The 17,985-nt window shown below is 61.0% G+C and carries 19 protein-coding genes; 11 read left to right on the top strand and 8 right to left on the bottom strand.

All coding sequences use genetic code 11. The features are described from left to right. The 8 genes from AC07V8_RS08250 (at position 1) to AC07V8_RS08215 (ending at position 7,745) form a co-directional block, all read left to right on the top strand. Positions 1 to 1,068: a hypothetical protein gene (locus AC07V8_RS08250; RefSeq protein ID WP_494680702.1), complete on the top strand. Its 1,068-nt coding sequence runs from the start codon at positions 1 to 3 to the stop codon at positions 1,066 to 1,068. Continuing rightward, on the top strand, positions 1,058 to 2,083 hold the full coding sequence (locus tag AC07V8_RS08245) for a hypothetical protein (protein ID WP_494680701.1): 1,026 nt from the start codon (positions 1,058 to 1,060) through the stop codon (positions 2,081 to 2,083). The genes AC07V8_RS08250 and AC07V8_RS08245 overlap by 11 nt, the downstream gene beginning before the upstream one ends. After that, the gene (locus tag AC07V8_RS08240; RefSeq protein WP_494680700.1) at positions 2,080 to 3,933 is read left to right on the top strand and encodes a polysaccharide deacetylase family protein; all 1,854 of its coding nucleotides are present in this window, start codon (positions 2,080 to 2,082) and stop codon (positions 3,931 to 3,933) included. Before AC07V8_RS08245 ends, AC07V8_RS08240 begins: the two co-directional genes overlap by 4 nt. Continuing rightward, positions 3,930 to 4,994: a YaiO family outer membrane beta-barrel protein gene (locus tag AC07V8_RS08235; RefSeq protein WP_494680699.1), complete on the top strand. Its 1,065-nt coding sequence runs from the start codon at positions 3,930 to 3,932 to the stop codon at positions 4,992 to 4,994. The genes AC07V8_RS08240 and AC07V8_RS08235 overlap by 4 nt, the downstream gene beginning before the upstream one ends. Then, entirely contained in the window at positions 4,991 to 5,791 is an 801-nt protein-coding gene (locus AC07V8_RS08230; protein WP_494680698.1) for a hypothetical protein, read from the top strand. Before AC07V8_RS08235 ends, AC07V8_RS08230 begins: the two co-directional genes overlap by 4 nt. 69 nt (positions 5,792 to 5,860) lie before the next feature. After that, positions 5,861 to 6,127: a hypothetical protein gene (locus AC07V8_RS08225; RefSeq protein ID WP_494680697.1), complete on the top strand. Its 267-nt coding sequence runs from the start codon at positions 5,861 to 5,863 to the stop codon at positions 6,125 to 6,127. A gap of 120 nt (positions 6,128 to 6,247) precedes the next feature. Next, a complete protein-coding gene (locus AC07V8_RS08220) occupies positions 6,248 to 6,589 on the top strand; it encodes a substrate-binding domain-containing protein (RefSeq protein WP_494680696.1) in 342 nt (113 codons plus the stop codon). A 106-nt stretch (positions 6,590 to 6,695) separates the two neighbouring features. Next, complete coding sequence (locus tag AC07V8_RS08215; protein WP_494680711.1) at positions 6,696 to 7,745, top strand: M29 family metallopeptidase; 1,050 nt, start codon at positions 6,696 to 6,698, stop codon at positions 7,743 to 7,745. A 44-nt stretch (positions 7,746 to 7,789) separates the two neighbouring features. On the opposite strand, the gene AC07V8_RS08210 is transcribed toward AC07V8_RS08215, so the two are convergent. The 3 genes from AC07V8_RS08210 to AC07V8_RS08200 all read right to left on the bottom strand — a co-directional run bounded on the left by AC07V8_RS08210 (position 7,790) and on the right by AC07V8_RS08200 (position 10,003). Then, positions 7,790 to 8,386: a hemerythrin domain-containing protein gene (locus tag AC07V8_RS08210; protein WP_494680695.1), complete on the bottom strand. Its 597-nt coding sequence runs from the start codon at positions 8,384 to 8,386 to the stop codon at positions 7,790 to 7,792. Between the two features lie 296 nt (positions 8,387 to 8,682). Next, positions 8,683 to 9,456, bottom strand: a complete 774-nt coding sequence (locus AC07V8_RS08205) for a DUF3050 domain-containing protein (protein ID WP_494680694.1) — start codon at positions 9,454 to 9,456, stop codon at positions 8,683 to 8,685. A gap of 118 nt (positions 9,457 to 9,574) precedes the next feature. Continuing rightward, positions 9,575 to 10,003 (bottom strand): DUF3574 domain-containing protein, encoded by a 429-nt coding sequence (locus AC07V8_RS08200; protein ID WP_494680710.1) that lies wholly within the window; start codon positions 10,001 to 10,003, stop codon positions 9,575 to 9,577. Positions 10,004 to 10,110: 107 nt separating this feature from the next. Between AC07V8_RS08200 and AC07V8_RS08195 the strand changes: the two genes are divergently transcribed. Continuing rightward, positions 10,111 to 10,374: an energy transducer TonB gene (locus AC07V8_RS08195; RefSeq protein WP_494680693.1), complete on the top strand. Its 264-nt coding sequence runs from the start codon at positions 10,111 to 10,113 to the stop codon at positions 10,372 to 10,374. Between the two features lie 536 nt (positions 10,375 to 10,910). After that, positions 10,911 to 12,296, top strand: coding sequence for an NCS2 family permease (locus tag AC07V8_RS08190; RefSeq protein ID WP_494680709.1), 1,386 nt, complete (start codon positions 10,911 to 10,913; stop codon positions 12,294 to 12,296). A 225-nt stretch (positions 12,297 to 12,521) separates the two neighbouring features. On the opposite strand, the gene AC07V8_RS08185 is transcribed toward AC07V8_RS08190, so the two are convergent. From AC07V8_RS08185 to AC07V8_RS08165, 5 genes are all read right to left on the bottom strand, one after another. Continuing rightward, positions 12,522 to 13,031, bottom strand: coding sequence for a hypothetical protein (locus tag AC07V8_RS08185; protein WP_494680692.1), 510 nt, complete (start codon positions 13,029 to 13,031; stop codon positions 12,522 to 12,524). Then, positions 13,028 to 13,654, bottom strand: a complete 627-nt coding sequence (locus tag AC07V8_RS08180) for an RNA polymerase sigma factor (protein WP_494680691.1) — start codon at positions 13,652 to 13,654, stop codon at positions 13,028 to 13,030. The genes AC07V8_RS08185 and AC07V8_RS08180 overlap by 4 nt, the downstream gene beginning before the upstream one ends. 6 nt (positions 13,655 to 13,660) lie before the next feature. Continuing rightward, positions 13,661 to 14,068 (bottom strand): DUF6249 domain-containing protein, encoded by a 408-nt coding sequence (locus AC07V8_RS08175; RefSeq protein ID WP_494680690.1) that lies wholly within the window; start codon positions 14,066 to 14,068, stop codon positions 13,661 to 13,663. Between the two features lie 210 nt (positions 14,069 to 14,278). Continuing rightward, entirely contained in the window at positions 14,279 to 15,337 is a 1,059-nt protein-coding gene (locus tag AC07V8_RS08170; protein ID WP_494680689.1) for a YncE family protein, read from the bottom strand. Between the two features lie 179 nt (positions 15,338 to 15,516). Beyond that, positions 15,517 to 16,503, bottom strand: coding sequence for a hypothetical protein (locus AC07V8_RS08165; protein WP_494680688.1), 987 nt, complete (start codon positions 16,501 to 16,503; stop codon positions 15,517 to 15,519). Positions 16,504 to 16,680: 177 nt separating this feature from the next. Between AC07V8_RS08165 and AC07V8_RS08160 the strand changes: the two genes are divergently transcribed. Further along, on the top strand, positions 16,681 to 17,595 hold the full coding sequence (locus tag AC07V8_RS08160) for an alpha/beta fold hydrolase (RefSeq protein ID WP_494680687.1): 915 nt from the start codon (positions 16,681 to 16,683) through the stop codon (positions 17,593 to 17,595). The last annotated feature ends 390 nt before the right edge of the window (positions 17,596 to 17,985 follow it).

Below are 17,985 nucleotides of genomic sequence, written 5' to 3'. Positions count from 1 at the left end.
ATGGCTGCGCCGACGCTGCTGCTGATCAGCGTGCTGCTGATCATGGCACTGCCCTTTATCCCGGCGCTGCGCGAGTGGCTGCGCCCGAGCGACGTGGCGCCGCTGCCGGTCAGGCGCAACGAGATCAACAAGCAGCGCTATTTCGCCGACAGTTTCCGGCACACCGTCGCCGGCATGCTGACCATCGATTTGCAGAAAATGCAAAGCATCCAGACCGACCGCACCGTCAGCATCAACGGCAAGCTGCACGTCGTCCATCAGCGTCTGGACGACGATGCCGGCAACGGCTACCTGCCGGCGACCCTGAAAGTGCTGCAGCAAAAGAACGGCATCGTCATCTTTCTCCACCGCGCCCGGCTGCAGCCAGGCAGCCACAGCCAGGCCGATCTGTTTGCCGCCGCCGATCTGCTGGTGGGCGCCGGCGCCAGCCTGCGCGCCTGCTCGGCGCAGGGTCTCATTACGCTGGGCGCCGACACGATCGTGCATCGCTGGATCGATGCGCCCTGCATCCAGGTCGGCCGCAACGCCGCCATCGACGGCCGCATTACCGCGCTCAAGGAAATCCATTTTTCCGGCGGCAGCCGCTTCGTGCGCGCCGGCGCGCCAGTCATGCACTTCGGCGATGCCAGCACTGCCGCCGCTGTGGCGCCGCAGGCGCCATCGCCGCGCATGCGCTACCTGCTGGACGACGGCGCACAGCAATCCGCCGCTCTCAGCCAGCACGGCGACTATGTGGTGCGCGGCGCCTACCGCATACTTCCGGGCACCACCGTGTTCGGCAGCATCAAAGCCCATGGTGACCTGCATCTGGGAGAGCGCAGCTGCATTGCCGGCAGCCTGGTCTGCAACAAAGACATCGTGCTGGCCAGAGGCTGCTCCGTGCTAGGGCCGGTGATCAGCCAGAACGATATCGTGATCGGCCCCGGTTGCCGCATCGGTACGCCCGAGGCGGCGACCACCATGATCTGCCGCAAGCTGAGCATCGCCGCCGGCTGCACGGTGCATGGCGTCATTACCACGCATGACGGCGCCACGATGACGCTGGAGGAGGAATCCCATGCCAGCTGACCGACGTCGGACGCAGCTGCAAGCCGTGCCTGCCCTCTGCGCATTCGCCTTGCTCTTTTGCGGCGCCTGCCGCGCAGCGGCGGCCGACGACTTGCCGGCGGTCCCGGCATTCGCCGATTTTACTGAGCCGAACGGCGCCCTCACGGTCTTTCCCAAAGGCGACTACGTCGAGCCCTACTTCGCGCTGAAGGCCTTGCTGGCGGCGCATCGGCTGGGCGTCGACGTCGCTCCGCAGGCCAGCGCCTTCAGCCACTGGCTGCTGCCCTTCCAGCAAGCCAACGGCCCCTTCCCGCGCATCTGCCGCAGCGGCGCGGCGGAGTGGCTGGCCTGCGGTCCGGCGGATGCCGACGACTCCCTGGATGCGCTATGGTGCCTGCTGGCTGCCGAGGTCCTGCCAGCGGATGAAGTGCTGGCCGCCAGTTGCGTCAGGTCCCTGCAACACCTGGCAACCCTGTGGAATCCGGCGCAGCAGACATTCCACGCCGCCGCCGGCAGCGCAGCGTATTTCGCCGACAACGTCGAAGTCATCGGCGCCCTGAGCCATCTGCGCGGCAGCAGCGCGGCCAGCACGCGCTTCGCCGTCCAGCTGGCGGCGCTGCCGGGCAGCGCCAGCATGCTCAGGGGCCTGCGCCTCACTTACGGCTACGATCCGAACGGCGCTCTTGAGCCATTGCGCGCCAGCATGCCGCCGACGCCATACGGCTTCTATCCGAATGCGGTGGCGCCCGTCTATCTGTGGCTATACGACCTGCGCGGCGGCGCCAGCGGCGCGCGTTACTGGCGCCTGTGGATGGAACGCTATGGTGCGCGATGGCTGGCTGGTGCAAGCGATCACTATCCCTGGGGCCTGATCGCCTGGGCAGCCTATCGCAGCGGCGACCAGGCCAGCGCGCAACGCTGGCTTGACAATGCCGATGCCTGGCGCGCGGCAGGACGCTGGAACATCGTCGAAGAAGGCGTGCGCATCGGCTTGCGCAACGCATTCAAAACCTGGAGGCCGCAGCCGCCATCATGAGCGCCCTACGCCCCCCTCATCTGCGCAAGATCCTGCTGACGCTGGCGCTTGCCGTCATCATCGGCGGCGGCGCCGGCTGGGTCTATCGCATCAACCAGATCAGCCCGGCGCAATGGCAAAGCGACGCCATCGTCCTGGTCTTGCCGGACGAACTGTCCGAGGCCAACCGCTTGTTTTCCGAGGCATGGCTGGACGGCGCGGCGGAAGAAGGGATCCGCCTGCAAACCATTACCGCCTCTGAATTTTCACGGCGCGGACTGCAAGGCGAACGGCCGTTCGCCGGCGTGATCCTGCCAGACACCATCCATCGCCAGATCAGCACCGCTTTCGTCAACCAGATCAGCCGCTTTGTGGAAAACGGCGGCGCCCTGATGCTGGTGGGCGATGCCGGCGTGCTGGACGAGAACGGCTACTACAGCGAACCGGCCTCGCGCTTCTCAAAGCTGGCGGGGACCGAATATGCCATGTACGGCGCGCTGCATGACAAGATGTCGTTCAACCCGACCATCTCCGGCAGCCCGCAGATCATGCAGGCGCTGGAGATCCCGCCAGGACGCTGGATCAAAAGCGGCGAGCTGGCGGTATTGTCCGGCTACGGCGAAGACACCTTGCGTTATCCGGCCCTGCGTACCGCCGCCACCTATGCCGGCACCCTGCTCATGCAAGCCGAAGGCGATACCGTGATTGCGGGTGAACATGATGTCGGCCAGGGTCACGTACTGTTCGTCAACCTGCCGCTGGGATACCTGAAGCTGCGCACCGACGGCATCCTTTTGCATGGCTTCCTGCACTACTTCACCAACCGCATCATGGGCCAGCCGCAATTGTCCGCCGCGCCGGACGCGATCGGCGGGCTGGTCTTGAACTGGCATTGCGACGCCAAGATCTGCATTCCCGCCATGGACCAGCTGATCAAGGCCGGCGTGTTCAACCGCGGGCCGTTCAGCATCCATGTCACTGCCGGGCCTGACCAGCGCGCCTTCGGCGACGGCCTCGGCGTCGACCTCAACCATAACCGCGCGTTTCAAGCGCGCTTGCAAACCTTGCTAGCCCAGGGCAATGAAATCGGCAGCCACGGCGGCTGGATACATGACTGGTTCGGCAAGAACCTGGCTGCCGGCAATGCCGAAAAAATGACCACTTACCTGGAACAGAATGCCGATGCGGTGAACAAGCTGATCGGCCGCCCGCAGACCGAATACTCGGCGCCGACCGGCAACCAGCCGGTCTGGGTCACCGACTGGCTGGACGACCAGGATGTGCTGGCCTACTACTTCACCGGCAATATCGGACAGGGTCCGACCCATGCCTACCGCGACGGCCGCCGCGACAAGCATATCTGGTCGTTCCCGGTGCAGACCTATGGCCATATCAGCACCATCGAAGAAGCCTATATGGAGCATGTACCGGAAAGCGAAATCAGCAACTGGCTGACGTCGCTGGTGCAATTTACCGAGGATACCGGACAGATCAGGCTGATTTATTTCCACCCGCCGGGCGCGGTGCTGTATCCCGACGCCATCAACCGACTGATGCAGGCCGCCGACGCAGCCGGAAAGGACGGCCGTTTCCGCTGGCGCACCATGACCGACCTGGCGCGCTTCATGAACCGCCGGGAACAGACGGTATGGAATATTTCCGGCGACAGGCATGCTGTCGTGGTCGACGCCGCCAATGCCGCCTCATTGCAGCAGCAAAGCTGGCTGTTTCCGGTTGCGCTGTATGCAAAGCCACGCATCCTGGCCGGTAATGCTAGAGTGGAGCAACGCGGCGACAACTGGACCGTGGTCGCCGGCGACAGCAAGCAACTTCGCATTTCAACACCGTTGATAAAGGAAGCACTGCATTGAAAATAGCACTGGCAACCCTGGGCCTGTCCTTCGGCTGTGTCGCATTTCCTGCTTGTGCGTCGGCCGACGACAGCACCGGCATACAGGTTCCCGTATTGCAGCACGCGCGCTTGATGCCGCTGATGAGCACGCCGCCCGCACTGGCAACCGCACCGGTCGCAGCTGTACAGCCGCACGCAGCGGCTGCGCCGGCCGCATCCATTGCGCCGGCATTGCCGCCGGCCTCGGCTAATCCCACGCCTGCCGCAGCCGGTCCGGCGCCCATGCCGCTGGCGCTGGCAGCCCCGGTGGATGCAGCCCCGGTTGCAGTGGCGCCGCCCGAAAGCACGGCCGCCGCGGCGCCGGAACTGGGGCCCGAGCTAGGCGCTCTCGAGCTGGCCGGCGGCGACGGCCACATGACCAATGGCTATGGCCATGCGCGCCTGATGTCGCTGCGCGGCATGGCGGTGACCTCCCTGGGCGTGGTGCAAGGCGAATTGACGCAACAGTCTCGTTTCGGCTATGCCGGCAACTATGGCAGCGTCTCGCTGACCCACGATTTCTCGCCGGATTTCTACAGCACCGTCAGCGTCGGCGCCGGCAACAGTCCGCTGTTTTCCAGCTGGCGCGCGGACGCCACCGCTTATCGCAAGTTCGGCGGCGAGCGCCAGTACGTCGCCGGCATCGGCGCCTACTATGCCAAGGGCAATGAAAGCGCGCGTTCCGACACAGGCTTGCTGTTGACCGGCATCGCTTACCTGACTGGGGTGGTGATAGAAGGCGGGGTGCGCCTGAACTGGGCCGATCCGGGTTCGATACTAGGCCCCAGCGAGTACATCGCCGCGACCTTCGGCAATGACGACCGGCGCGCTGTCATCGTCCGCTACGAGCATGCCAAGGAAACCTACAAGGTGCTGCCGGGCGGGCCGGAACTGGTGAACTTCAAGAGCAATACCGTCAACCTGCAATGGCGCGAACGGATCAACCGCGTCAACATGTTGCTGGCAGGACTGGAGTACTACCAGAGCCCGCTCTACGACCGGCTCTCCTTCAATCTCGGCTGGCGCTGGAGTTTCAGATGAAAGCGCGGCGGGACGGCGACGGCGGCAAGCCGACAGCGGTCAACCCGCGTTTCACCGGCTTTGGCGGCCAGATGATACAAACCCACCGCGCCCTGCGCCGGCTGGCTTTTCCGCATAGCCGCTGGGTCGATGTCTTGCTGCTGCCGGCGCTGATCTTCTCTTGCACGCTGCTGGCCTGGCCTTTGATTGCCGAGCTGTGGGCCGCAATTATCGGATTCTGGGCCCATGGCCTGGGCGACGAGATGACGCTGAGAATGGGCCGCAGCGCTTTTCCCGGCATCCGCTCGGTTCCCTATGCCTACGTCGAGGCGGCGCTGCCGGATCCTTTGCAATGGTGGAGCGGCATGCTGATCAGCATCACGCTGCTGCTGGCCACCACGTTGCTGCCGGCCCGCATGCTGCCGATCTCCTACGCCTTGCGCGTGATCGGCCTGTTGCAGCTGGCCAGCCAGCTGTATTTTTACTTCTGGGCGGCGGAATTCCCTTATCAGTCGGCCTCCTCCATCTCGGCGCTGATGCAAGCGTCCATGGTACTGATCCTGCTGACGCCTTGGATCTATGGCCTGCTGTACAACATTTTCGACTTCGGCGTCCCTCGCAAAATCCTGCTGTCCGTGCTGGCCGTGCTTTACCTGATCGTGCTGACGCCATTCCAATACACCTTTGCCGCCTGGCTGATGCTGCGCTACTCGCTGTTGTGGCATCCCCTCATCTACCTGCTGGGATCCAGCCTGATCCAGTTCGGCGCGCTGGTCGGCTTCTATTCCTGGGCCATGAGCTGGCAGCGGCGCGAATAGCCCGATTGCGCGGCAAACGACGCTAACAGGCTTATACTCCGTGATCATTCATAAAGAAGGACAGCAATTGTGAAAAAGACCGGCATGGCAAAGAGCGACGCCAAGAAACTCATGGGCAAAATGACCGCGCCTGGCGCGGGAGGGTTCGGCAACAGCGACGTCGCCGTGGTCGACCGCAAGGAGCAGCGCAAGCGCGATCAGGCGCTGGGCCTGGTGCCGTTCGCGGTCAAGCTCAACGGCACGCTGGTGCAGCAGCTGCAAACATTGGCGAAAGAGCGCGAACTCGATCTCAATCAGCTGGTGGCCGAACTGCTGACGAAAGGTCTGGCTGACTAACTGCCCCCCACGGCGATGCATGAGAAAAGCCGGATTGACGGCTTTTTTCAATCCCTCGCTATATCTTTTAAAATACAGCGAATCCAAACCCACCCTCCTCTGCTGCCGCGCTACCAGACCATGTCCAGACTTTCACTTTTCACCTGCGGAGCGCTGCCCCTGGCGCTGCTGGTCGGCGGCAAGAACAGTCCGCCGGCGCCGGCCGGCCAGGACGCGGTGAAATATTTCCTGGGACGGAAACAGGTCGATGCCTTCATCGGTTACTGCCGTTCACGGCAAACCATGCCTGACAGCCGCTTCACCAAGGTCGAACTGCCGGCAGAGCTCGCCGTTACCGCGGATTTCGGCTTGACCGTCTTGAATCCGCACAGCGGCTCGCATGATGCGGCTTACCGCTTCGCCTTGTTCCTGCTCACGCCGGAAGCCCAGCAAACCCTTGTCGATTACGGGTTTTCCAGGTAACTCCGGGCAAAAGCGCCTGCGGTACAGGTTGTCGATTAAAATGCTGATCCAACAGGGATGGCATGGCTTGCAGCATGGCATCTCCTTCCCCGAGAGATATGCAACGATGACCCCGATTCAGAACCAAGCCCCCGCCAACGTGATCAGCCAGGAAGCGCAGGACACCGCAGAAAAGCACCTGCGCGACATCCTGACGCTGGCGGTCGAGCATGCGGCGCCGCATGCCGCCGTGGTGGTGTCGGACGCCCGTTGCGCACTGGCCGTCACGCTGACCGCCGCTTACCGGCGCTGCCTGCCGGACGCCGCCTTCATCGACTTCGACGCGCTCACGCCGGACGCTGTGCTGGCGGCTTTTGCGCCGCTGCAGGCGGGCGATCTGGTGATTCTGGTCCAGTCCACCAACTTCCGCCTGGAAGCGTTCCGCATCCGCGTCGAACTCTTCAAGCGCGGCCTCAAGGTGATAGAGCATCCGCATCTGTCGCGCATGCCTGGACCTGAGGCGCTGCATTACATCGAAGCGCTGGCTTACGATCCTGGCTATTACCGCGGCGTCGGCTACGCGCTCAAGGCGCGCATCGACCGCGCCCGCCGCGGCGTGGTCGACAGCGGCGGCGCGCAGCTGGTGTTCGATTCACCGTTCGAGGCGGCCAAGCTGAACATCGGCGACTACAGCGAGATGAACAATGTCGGCGGCCAGTTCCCCATCGGCGAAGTATTCACCGAGGCGCAGGACCTGGAAGCGGTCAATGGCAAGGTGCGCATCTTCGTGTTCGGCGACACCGCGTTCCGGGTCAACCGGCCGGCGCAGCCGATCACCCTGGTGATCAGCAAGGGCCGGGTCGCCGAGGTCATCGATTCCACTCCGGATTTCGACCAGGTGCTGGCCAACATCCGCGCCGATGAGGGCGAAGTGTGGCTGCGCGAGCTTGGCTTCGGCATGAACCGGGCGTTTTCGCGGGAGCGCATGGTGAGCGACATCGGCACCTACGAGCGGATGTGCGGCATCCACCTTTCGCTCGGCGCCAAACATGGGGTCTACAGCAAGGCGAACATCAAGCGCGCCAGCGCCAGATATCATATCGACGTCTTTGCGGTGACCGAGGCGGTCTACCTGGACGATGCGGTGGTGTATCGGAACGGCGCCTGGCAACCCTGAGCCGGCACTGGCCGCAGGCGCTGCCGCAATGCAAGGCAGCTGTGCTAAGAGGGGATGTACAGAGGATAAAGAATATTCTCTTCGCGCGTGATGCGGTCTACCAGCACCTTGCCGAGATTTTCAAACTCATCCTTGAATGTGATGCGCGCATCGCGCGAGACAATCCATTCCTTGCCCTGGTATTTGTCGAAAAAATCAAACGCCACGCGGCCGATGCCATCCATTTCCCGCTTATAGGAACGGTAGACATCGTGCAGGGCAGGATCTTCAGCCAGGCTGCGCCGCATGTAGGAATACAGCTTGACGCCCTCGGTCAGCAAGTGGCCGTACATCGCCATCCGCATCTCGCGCAATGCGGCAGGCACGGCATCCCACTTGTCGGCGCTCATCCTGTTGGCCACTGTCGAGTACATCAGCAGCAGCGCCGCATGGTCGCCCTTCAGTTGCGGGATCAGCTTTTCATCGTATTCGATCTGATGACTGGCGCTTTTCGCCGGCTGCAATGCAGCCCGCTCGGCTATCGGTGCGGGTCCTCTGGCTGGCGTTGCTGGCTGCTGGCTGGGCGTTTTTTTTGCTGCGTCGTGCTTCTCCTCATCGTGGGTACTGGTCGCGGGTTTGCTGAAAATTGTTTTAAGCCACATATTTCACCTCGCCAGTCCCCGTGCAGGAGTAATTATCGGAGTATTACTTGCTTATTATTGTGATTGCCTATCAACAACAATAATACATTAAATTCCGCATGGAAATATATTTCTCTTGGGCAATTTAGAAGATTTTTTCATGCCCGAACCGCTCCGGCCAGACCAAGGCATCCGGCCGAAGCAGCGGACGACATCTGCCAATACAACGCCTTGCGCATAAAACGACCGCCGCCGCTGAAAAACGATTTCGGCGCCCCGGGCCATGCGTGTTTGCAAGCGCTGCCGGCAATGCGCTTTCAGGATGGCGAATGCTGCAGGGCCGCCAGCAAGCTGTCCCACAAGCGATGACGCTCGTCGATCGCCTTGATCCCTGCCTCCAGCACCTCGCGCATCTGCACCGGATCGTTGCCGGTGATCTCGTCAATCATGCGCTGCGCCGCCGGCCCGTGGTCGCCAGAATCGACCTCGATGTGGCGCTCCAGGTAGAAGTTGAGTTCGGGTACGGTTTCCGGCGCGATGCGCCAGGCCTTCAGCAAGGCCTGGAACATCTCCGGGATGACGTTTTCCCGGCCGTAGAAAAAGCTGCCGACGACCTGGTGCGTCGGCCCTTCCTGGCAGGTGCTGATGGTGGCGGCGACAAAGCGCTGGATCGGCGCCAGCGCCTCCGCCCGCTTGAGCGCGGTGGCGACCGTATCGCCTTTCCTGATCATGTTTAAAAACTGATTGATCTGCCGCGTGGAGGCGCCGATCTCTTTCATCGCCGACAGGTACAGATCGAAATGCGTCATCGCTCCCTTCGGCGTGATATCCGACTCCTCGCCCAGCACAATCTCGTTGATCAGGCGCGCGGCATGCGGATTGGCCGGCGGATACCAGGGGATCGACGTAGTGGTCAGATCCATCTGCAAGCGCTTCACCAGCGACATGAAATCCCATACAGCAAAAACATGCCACTCCATGAACAGACGCAGATCGTTCTGGTTGCGGATGGCTGAAAAAACAGCATGATTGGTCAACAGATTGTGCTTTTCCTTGAGGGTAAGCTGTAGCGATTCAATAGTCGTTGTCATGTCATCTCCACGAGAAATTACACACAAACGTGTGCAAAACGACAATGACAGATATATTTCCGTATAGCAATAATTTGATGCGTCGCCAGGCCGGCGGCGGTTGCAGATCAGGCTGCTTTCAGAACGAGGCGCACATGGAAGTGAACAGCAAACCCACCGCATCCTGGTGGAACTGGCTGACATAGGCGCTGCGTATCTGCGCCAGCCGCGTCAGCGTCTCCGGCGTTGCGGCGGCGACGATGCGGATCACGAAACTGTCTTCCTGGATGGTCTTGCCGCTGGCCGCATCGCGCCATTGGCCGCGGGTGTCCCAGGTGGTCAGGCCAGCCGGGAAACGCGGCGTCACCACGTCGGCCATGAAGCCGGCGCGCTCGGCATCGCTCACCGGTCCGCGGCCATTGATGTCGCGGCCAAACAGCAGTTCGGCCTGCAGCTGGCTGCTGCCGCCCGCCTGCTTGCACAAAGCGCCGCCGGCGCCCTCCGGCACGGTCGCGCAGGCTGAGACCAGCAGCACGCAAAGCAAAGGACAAAGCAAGCTGAGGCGCATGGTGTTCCCCCGGTAACGGCTCCTGGCATCGGACCCGATGTTCATGGAGTGCTGCTATATCTTAAACGAGCAAAGTGAGGGAGAATTGTCGCAGATAAGGATATGCCATGAGTCTCATCGAAAAACTGCTCGCCAAAACCGCCCCATCCAATGCCGCGCCTGCCGCCGAACAGGCGGTCAAGGTCCTGGTGCGCGTGTATCTCGACAGCGCCGGCCACGTGACCGATGTGGCGATCAGAAAAAGCTGCGGCGTTCCGGAACTGGATGCACGGGCGCAGCGCGAAATCGCGGCCATGCGCTTCCCCGGCAAGAGCCGCGGCGCCAAGACCTCGCACAACTGGCACGACCTGACCTACACCATCCACCAGTAAGTAGGCGCACGGCAAGCCTTGTCGTTTTGCCAGCGGATTTATATTCCAGTTGCGCTGCCCCGCCGATTGCCGCTCCACCGCGCCGCTTTCACTCTGTGCGAAGCGTCTTTTCAATGCCCCGCCTTTTCCCCGCATATCGAAATGCGAATGGCGTCTATTGAACCCTCATGATGGATTCGCGGCTATCCATACCCTAAGCTGTCTTCGCCGAACTGATCTTCTTTGCAAACGACGAGCAGTGTAGTGGTTCGTAAGTAATGGAGCTTCAGAAATGGCGAATTTTCGTGCCAGGCGAGGCGTGGACCGGAGCGATAGCGAGACTATCGCGAGGATTCACAACGACGCATGGCGCGAAAAGGCGCCGTTTATGAAGTTTCATTATTTGCGAAGCACTGCACTAGTTACCAGGGTTCAGTGTGCGGTTGCTGGCAATTCAAAACATAACACGAGACACCCTGTGGACGGTCGGCTAACAGTCGATAAAACGCCGGTTACCGGCCGCTGCAGCGGACATACAAAGGAGCAGCTCGATCATGATGGAACAACAACTCCAGCCCCAGCCTGTCGTGGGCCTGGGTGAACCTATTGCCGTGGCCGAAGGTAAAATCGACCAGTACTTTCAGATTACCGCGCGCGGCAGCACCCAACGGCGTGAAGTCGTCGCCGGCATCACCACTTTCCTGGCCATGGTGTATTCAGTTTTCGTCGTTCCGGGCATGCTGGGCAGGGCCGGATTCGACGTCAGCGCGGTATTCGTCGCAGTCTGCCTGACCACCGCATTCGGCTCGCTGCTGATGGGCCTGTGGGCGCGCCTGCCGATCGCCGTCGGCTGCGCCATTTCGCTGACCGCCTTCACCGCCTTCGGACTGGTGCTCGGCAAAGGACTGTCGCCTTCGGTCGCCCTCGGCGCCGTGTTCCTGATGGGCCTGGTGTTCACCGCCATTTCCGTGACCGGCATCCGTTCCTGGATCCTGCAAAACCTGCCGTCCGGCGTAGCGCACGGCACCGGCGTCGGCATCGGCCTGTTCCTGCTGCTGATCGCCTCCAGCGACGTCGGCCTGGTGGTCAAGAACGCCGGTCCTGGCTTGCCGGTGGCGCTCGGCCACATCACTGCCTTCCCGGTCGTCATGAGCATCGTCGGCCTGGCCGCCATCTTCGGCCTTGAGCGCCGCCGCGTGCCGGGCGGGATTCTGCTGGTGGTCGTCTCGCTGTCGGTGATCGGCCTGATCTTCGATCCGGCAGTCAAGTTCACCGGCATCTTCTCCATGCCTGCGCTCAGCTCGCCAGGGCACGCCAGCCTGATCGGCTCGATGGACATCAAGGGCGCGCTCAGCATGACCGTGCTGCCTAGCGTGCTGGCGCTGGTGATGACTGCGGTATTCGATGCAACCGGCACCATCCGCGCCGTCGCCGGCCAGGCCGGGCAAGTCAATGAAAAGGGTTACATCCACAATGGCGGCAAAGCACTGACAGCAGATTCGCTGAGCTCGATTTTCGCCGGCCTGGTAGGCGGCGCTCCTGCTGCCGCGTATATCGAATCGACTGTCGGCACCGCCGCCGGCGCCCGCACCGGCCTGACCGCCGTCGTGGTCGGCCTGCTGTTCCTGGCCGTGATTTTCTTTTCGCCGCTGGCAGGCCTGGTGCCTTCCTATGCGACAGCACCGGCACTGATGTACGTCGGCCTGCTGATGCTCGGCAGCGTCAGCCGCATGCATATGGATGACATGGTCGACGCCATGTCCGGCCTGCTGTGCGCAGTATTCATCGTCCTCACCTGCAACATCGTCACCGGCATCATGCTCGGCTTCTGCACCCTGGTGATCGGCCGCGTGGTGTCTGGCGAATTCCGCAAGCTGAACGTCGGCACCGTCGCGATTGCGATTGCCCTGGCAGTCTTCTATGCGGGTGGCTGGGCGATTTAAGACTCAGCAAAAACCAGGTAACTTCGGCTCTTCGGGTCTCCTTGAATAGTCGATTGATGGCAGCGCCTCCCCCCGGAGCGCTGCCTTTTTTGTTTGCGGGCGTTGGATTATTGATCCAGGAAAATAGCTGGCGTATTAGCCGGGGTACGTAAAAGGGTATTAAAGTCATTCAGCAATAAGCCAGAAAATTTCACAGCGGCCGTATCTTTTGGGAGATCCGGCCAATTATTCCAGAAGCCACTCCTGCTGGTGCAGCCACCAGGCGAGCCAGCCCAGGATCATCGCCGGCGCCAGCCAGTGAGCCAGATTGATCACAAGGGAATCAGCCAGCCCTTCCCAGACTTCAAGCACGCCAGGACCAATCAACGGCGCCGCCCCGGCGCCAGGGATCACAGCCAGTGTCAGTGCCAGCCACAGCATCGTCGCGGCCGTGACCACCAATCCATATACGCCAAGCAAAGGCAGCACCGCCGCCAGCCAGCCCGGCAATACGGAAGCGCTGCGGTCACGCGATGCACTCCTTCGGGCAGCCATCACAGATCCGGTTGAACGCTCAGGCAGAATTTGCATCACTGCAGCGGCAAATCCTTCGTCTGCCGGCTCATCGAGCTGAGACTGGCCGCGCAACATATCCGCAAGCCAGCCGCTCCCTGCCGCAGCAAGGTCGACTGGCTCTCCTTGCAGCTCATCTTGCCGCATCGAACCGGGTGAATCCGAAGTGGGAATCTGCTTCATTTGCACTGCTCCAAAGGTTGGCGCGGAGCCCAGGCGGCGAGCGCCGTTTCGAGCTTGGCGCGGCCACGCAATAAATGGGTTTTGAGGGTGCCCAGCGGACATCCCAAGGCAAGCGCGGCTTCCGCATGGGAGAGGTCGCCCCAGTAGCTCAGCACAATCGCTTGCCGCTCGGCTTCGCTAAGCATATCCAGCGCCCGCTGCATGTCCAGCGAGAGCGCCACCGTGTCGCTCAAAGACAGAACATGGTCCGCCTGGGCCATGAGGCCGGCTGCCATCTGCTGCTCCGTTTCATCGCACAAAGCCTGGGTCTGCGCCTGCAGCTGGGCGTCGCCGCGGCGGCGCTGTTCCAGGAACACATTCGTGGCGATGCGGATGAGCCAGGTGCGGAAGCGGGCCTCGCCGCGAAAGCCGCCGAGGTTCTGGTAGGCGCGCAAAAATGCCTCCTGCGCCAACTCGTCCGCCCACGCCGCATCGCCTCCGGCCAGACGCCGCAGCAGCGCCCGCACAACGCCTTGATGGCGCGTTACCAGCAGCCCGAAGGCCTGGCGATCGTCATGCTGCCGCACCCGCTGCAGCAGAGCGAGGTCGGGATCTTCCGCCAGCGCGGCGACATCGAGCTTCACGGAGATTTAACGCGGTGCGGACTTCGATTCCATCTTCCACACCACCAGCAGCGCGATGCCGACAAACAAGGGAATGCAGCCGATCGCCCACAGCCACTCGTCCGGCCGCATGGCGTAAAACATGACCATCAACCCTAAGCCCGCCGCGGCATTGGTGGCGCCGAAGATCAGCTGGACGCTTTTGTTCTGCCAGCCGGAATTGCCGCCGGCAGGACGATCCGCCAGCAGGCTGCCGTCGAGCAGCTGCGGCGGAATCTCACGGCCTTGCGCAACCAGCTGGCGCACCGTTTCATGCATCAGTTCGGCGCGGCGCATCCTGGCCAGTACGCCCATGACGATAGCGACAATAGGGATGCACAGTCCCAGCACAGGAATGATGAGGGGGCCGAGGTTTGAGATGGTTTCCGAATTCATGCTGTCTCCTGAAAGAGGTTCGTGAAAGGCTTACCCTGCTTGGATGAGGCTGGATCGCGTTTTGGATTCAACACTGCGCATTTTTTTTGAACGGACCTGGCCCCGCTCGCCCTGCTGCCTTGGAATTTCACATCGTACCGGGCTGACGGAGCGCCTTGCTTCGCATCCGGCTACCGCCGCCCAAATGCCCAGCTTATTTCCTAACGAGCCTTAATTTGGCGCGGCAACCAATACATTGAAGGTATCCGGCAACAGCGCAGCACGCGGGCGCGGATTGGCCGCAGTTGGCGCCGGCGCCGCGCCGGATTTGCCGCTGACCAGATACACAAGATGCGTTTCCGGATTGAGCGCCAAGGTCCGCGCGCCCTTTTGCGTGGCGAGGCTGGCCGTTACCGTGTATTTGTCCGCCGTGTCCTCATGCACCACCGTCAAGGTTCCGCCGCCATTGGAAACGAAGACCAGCCCGGTAGCTGGATCAAACGCGGCCGCATCCGGCCTGTCGCCGATGTCTACCGTCGTGATGGTTTTTCCCGATATGGCATCGACAACCATCATCTTCTTGTTGCCGCATACCGAAAACAACCTGTGATGCAGGTCATCGATCGCCAGGCCGCTCGGCCCGTCGCACGCAGCCATGGCCCAGCGCTTGACGATTTTTGAAGACTGCGCATCGATCACGGCAATTTCGTTCTTGTCTTCCACATTGAAAAAGATATGGCCAAGGCTGTCGCTGACGGCGAACTCCGGCTGGCCGGAGACCGGCAGCGTGTCGATCACCTTGCGCGTGACAGCATCGACGATCGTCACACTTTGACCTTTGCCGTTGAAGCTGTAGATCCGCTGCAATGGTGGGTAGTAAAGTATCGCGTCGGGACCGGCGCCGATGGCCTTGATGGTATCGATCGTCTTGAGGCTGTCGAGCTCGAAAACCGTCAGCGTGTCCGCGCGGCCATTGGTGGTGAAACCGAGCTTCAGGTCCTGCGCGATCGCCACGCCGTGGACGCCGGCGGTATCGGCTATGTTGGCAACCAGCTCTCCCGAGCGGGTATCGATGACCTGGACATGGTCGGAGCGGCTGACAAACAGATGGTCTCGTTTGCTGTCGACGGCGAGGTAATCCCATCCTTCCACCCCGGTCACCGGAAAGCGCGAGACGATCTTGTAGTTCTCCGGCGCAGCAGCGTGGGCGGTCGAGACAAGGGCGATCTGCAAAAACGCGAAGACACAGGCCGCAGCCATGGCCGAACTGCTGAAGGTGAAATTTTTCATGTATTTGATCCAGGGGTTGATGGATTTCCGGCGCCGGGCAGCGCATTTTATCGGCAATGGCAGGTTCAATATTCTCATAAGCCGGCGTCACGCTAACAGCAAACAATTAGCGCAGAATTAGGATGACGTCGATTCATCCCGCCGACCTGGGCCCCAACCCCATGGCAGCCGGCCCCGGCTCAACGCGCTGCCAATACCGCCAATGCCGCGCGCGCATGCATCTGCGCCTGATCGGGCCGCCAGGACGCGATGTCGCTCAAGGAATATGATTGTCTCAGATGCCGTATGACAGCGAGCCCCAGCCAATATCCTGTGCGGTTTGGCAGATCAGCATTGGCGTTTGTCGTTGACGAGTTGAACCAGCGCTGGAAGGCATCCGGATGCAGCCTGTCTATCGCCAGGAAATCTGCATCGGCCAGAAAGCGCCTGGCGATTTCCGACAATCTTTTGTCCTGCAAAGAACCAAGATCTTCCTGCAGCAGATATTCTTCATCCCTATACCCTGGCGACAAAAGCGTACTGACGTAGGTGGCGAGTCCCTCCTCGAATAGTGGAAGCGTCAGGTCGGCACCGGCCATGACGCCGTCATTTTTTATCCCCGCATGGTTGGCGTGATACAGGTGAAATAGCTCGTGCGGAATAACCACGTCCATATTCGCATTTTCAAGAACGAGCGAATCAATGGCAAAAACCAATACGCAAGAACCATCTGCCAGAACGCCGCTTTTGGCATCGAAGTTGGGCGCGAGAATCATCCGGACATCGGGGCTCTCGGGTGCGTCCGCAAACAAAGCCCGGAATTTGGCCCCTTGCCGACGGATGTCTACCTCCAGTCGCGCGGCGGCATCGGCGATTTGATTGGCCAATCCGGGGTAACTTGCAAATCGTGCTTGCAACATGCGATGCTTCCGGCCGCGCCAATCCGGGTGATTATCAGCGTCCCAGACAACTGCCTGGTAAAGGTCTTCCCGATCTTGTTCAATGGATTCATCCCAAAGCTTTTCCTGCTGCGCAAACGGCTTATCCTGCGCAGCCGCCCAAAATATATCGAAGGATCTGGTGATCGATGGCGCATGTGATGCGGCACATGCGATTGGCGAGATAAACAGCAGCAACAGGGCTGTCATCTTCATGTTTAGTCCGGTGCGGATCAGGATGTTTTTCATCTATGCAATATTGCTTTAATAAATACCCCATGGCAACATGCTTCCACTGTTTTTTTTGTTCAGGCCGGATTTTTGAATATTGACGCGTACTGAGTCCAAGTCGCGCCCTGCCTGATCTAAATCATTTGCGGGCCAATGCCGACAGACAAGGCCAAACCAATTTCAGGAAAGGAAACGATGCCAACCAGCGTACCGACAGATATCGCCGCAAGCGCCGACGCGATTGCGACCCGATACAAGAACATTGAGGTCGACGGGGTCAGGATTTTCTATCGCGAAGCCGGACGGCAAGGCGCGCCCGTACTGCTGCTGTTGCATGGCTATCCATCCTCGTCCCGCATGTTTGAGCCGCTGCTGCCGCGCCTGGCCAAGCACTATCATCTGATTGCCCCCGACTACCCCGGCTTCGGTTTGTCGCAGGCGCCCGACCCTGCCGTGTGGCCATATACTTTCGATCATCTCGCCAGGACGATGCTGGACTTCACCGATGCACTGGGCTTGAATCGCTACGCGATCTACCTGCAAGACTACGGCGGCCCAATCGGTTTTCGCGTGGCGCTGGCGCGGCCGGAACGGGTGCAGGCGCTGATTATTCAAAATGCGGTGATCCATGAAGAGGGACTGACGCCGATCTGGAATGTGCGACGCAGCTACTGGGCCCATCGCGCTGAATTCGAGCAGAAGATTCGCGATGGCATGTTGTCCCAATCGTCTGGCGAGGCAAGACATATAGGTGGCCGCCCCCATCCCGAACAATATAATCCCGACCTGTGGATGGATGAAATCGCCTTCCTCAAGCAGCCTGGCATGGAGGCGATCCAGCTTGATCTGGTACACGACTATCAATCGAACGTCCGCGCTTATCCGCAGTGGCAGGAATACTTACGTACGCACAAACCGCCGACCCTGGTAGTCTGGGGCAAGCACGATCCGATTTTCGCAGTGGAAGGTGCGCAGGCGATTCAACGCGAACTGCCGTCGGCCGAATTCCACCTGCTGGACGCCGGGCATTTCGCCACCAACGATGCGCCGGGACAGATTGCAGACTATATCGACGACTTTTTGCAGCGCAGGGGGAATCAGTCGATATGAAAAACTTTTATTCAGGAGTTGCAATGAAATTACAATTTGGTTTGGCCGCTTGCCTGATCGCTTGTCTAGGGGGATGCACCACCCAGGCGCCGCCATCGGTCCCCGCACCTGGATCGGATCGCGATGCACACGGGTGCATCGCCTCGGCCGGATATTCGTGGTGTACCAACACGAACCGGTGTGAACGCCCCTGGGAGCTCGCCCAGAAGAACAGCATCGACAATTCGAGGGAAGCGTTCAATGAATTCTGCAAGAATTCATCCGTGAAGCAGTAATGCATATCCCGGGAAATAGGGTCTCTTGTCGGATTAAACGGATGCACAGGTTCCCACCAACGACAAGCTGGCGACAATCGCGAAATGGTCATATGTGGAGCAGCATTGGTTGCAC

The organism is Collimonas sp. GW821-FHT02H07 (assembly GCF_059421505.1).
The sequence above is the reverse complement of the archived record's forward strand: the minus strand, read 5'-3'. Positions and strand labels throughout refer to the sequence as shown.

Bases quoted from the DNA above. Each gene is read 5' to 3' on its own strand.
- AC07V8_RS08185 (WP_494680692.1), bottom strand. From the start codon at position 13,031: ATGAAGCAGATTCCCACTTCGGATTCACCCGGTTCGATGCGGCAAGAT.
- AC07V8_RS08215 (WP_494680711.1), top strand. From the start codon at position 6,696: ATGACCCCGATTCAGAACCAAGCCCCCGCCAACGTGATCAGCCAGGAA.
- AC07V8_RS08210 (WP_494680695.1), bottom strand. From the start codon at position 8,386: ATGTGGCTTAAAACAATTTTCAGCAAACCCGCGACCAGTACCCACGAT.
- AC07V8_RS08160 (WP_494680687.1), top strand. From the start codon at position 16,681: ATGCCAACCAGCGTACCGACAGATATCGCCGCAAGCGCCGACGCGATT.
- AC07V8_RS08240 (WP_494680700.1), top strand. From the start codon at position 2,080: ATGAGCGCCCTACGCCCCCCTCATCTGCGCAAGATCCTGCTGACGCTG.
- AC07V8_RS08245 (WP_494680701.1), top strand. From the start codon at position 1,058: ATGCCAGCTGACCGACGTCGGACGCAGCTGCAAGCCGTGCCTGCCCTC.
- AC07V8_RS08200 (WP_494680710.1), bottom strand. From the start codon at position 10,003: ATGCGCCTCAGCTTGCTTTGTCCTTTGCTTTGCGTGCTGCTGGTCTCA.
- AC07V8_RS08170 (WP_494680689.1), bottom strand. From the start codon at position 15,337: ATGAAAAATTTCACCTTCAGCAGTTCGGCCATGGCTGCGGCCTGTGTC.
- AC07V8_RS08250 (WP_494680702.1), top strand. From the start codon at position 1: ATGGCTGCGCCGACGCTGCTGCTGATCAGCGTGCTGCTGATCATGGCA.
- AC07V8_RS08175 (WP_494680690.1), bottom strand. From the start codon at position 14,068: ATGAATTCGGAAACCATCTCAAACCTCGGCCCCCTCATCATTCCTGTG.
- AC07V8_RS08195 (WP_494680693.1), top strand. From the start codon at position 10,111: ATGAGTCTCATCGAAAAACTGCTCGCCAAAACCGCCCCATCCAATGCC.
- AC07V8_RS08165 (WP_494680688.1), bottom strand. From the start codon at position 16,503: ATGAAAAACATCCTGATCCGCACCGGACTAAACATGAAGATGACAGCC.
- AC07V8_RS08230 (WP_494680698.1), top strand. From the start codon at position 4,991: ATGAAAGCGCGGCGGGACGGCGACGGCGGCAAGCCGACAGCGGTCAAC.
- AC07V8_RS08205 (WP_494680694.1), bottom strand. From the start codon at position 9,456: ATGACAACGACTATTGAATCGCTACAGCTTACCCTCAAGGAAAAGCAC.
- AC07V8_RS08220 (WP_494680696.1), top strand. From the start codon at position 6,248: ATGTCCAGACTTTCACTTTTCACCTGCGGAGCGCTGCCCCTGGCGCTG.
- AC07V8_RS08190 (WP_494680709.1), top strand. From the start codon at position 10,911: ATGGAACAACAACTCCAGCCCCAGCCTGTCGTGGGCCTGGGTGAACCT.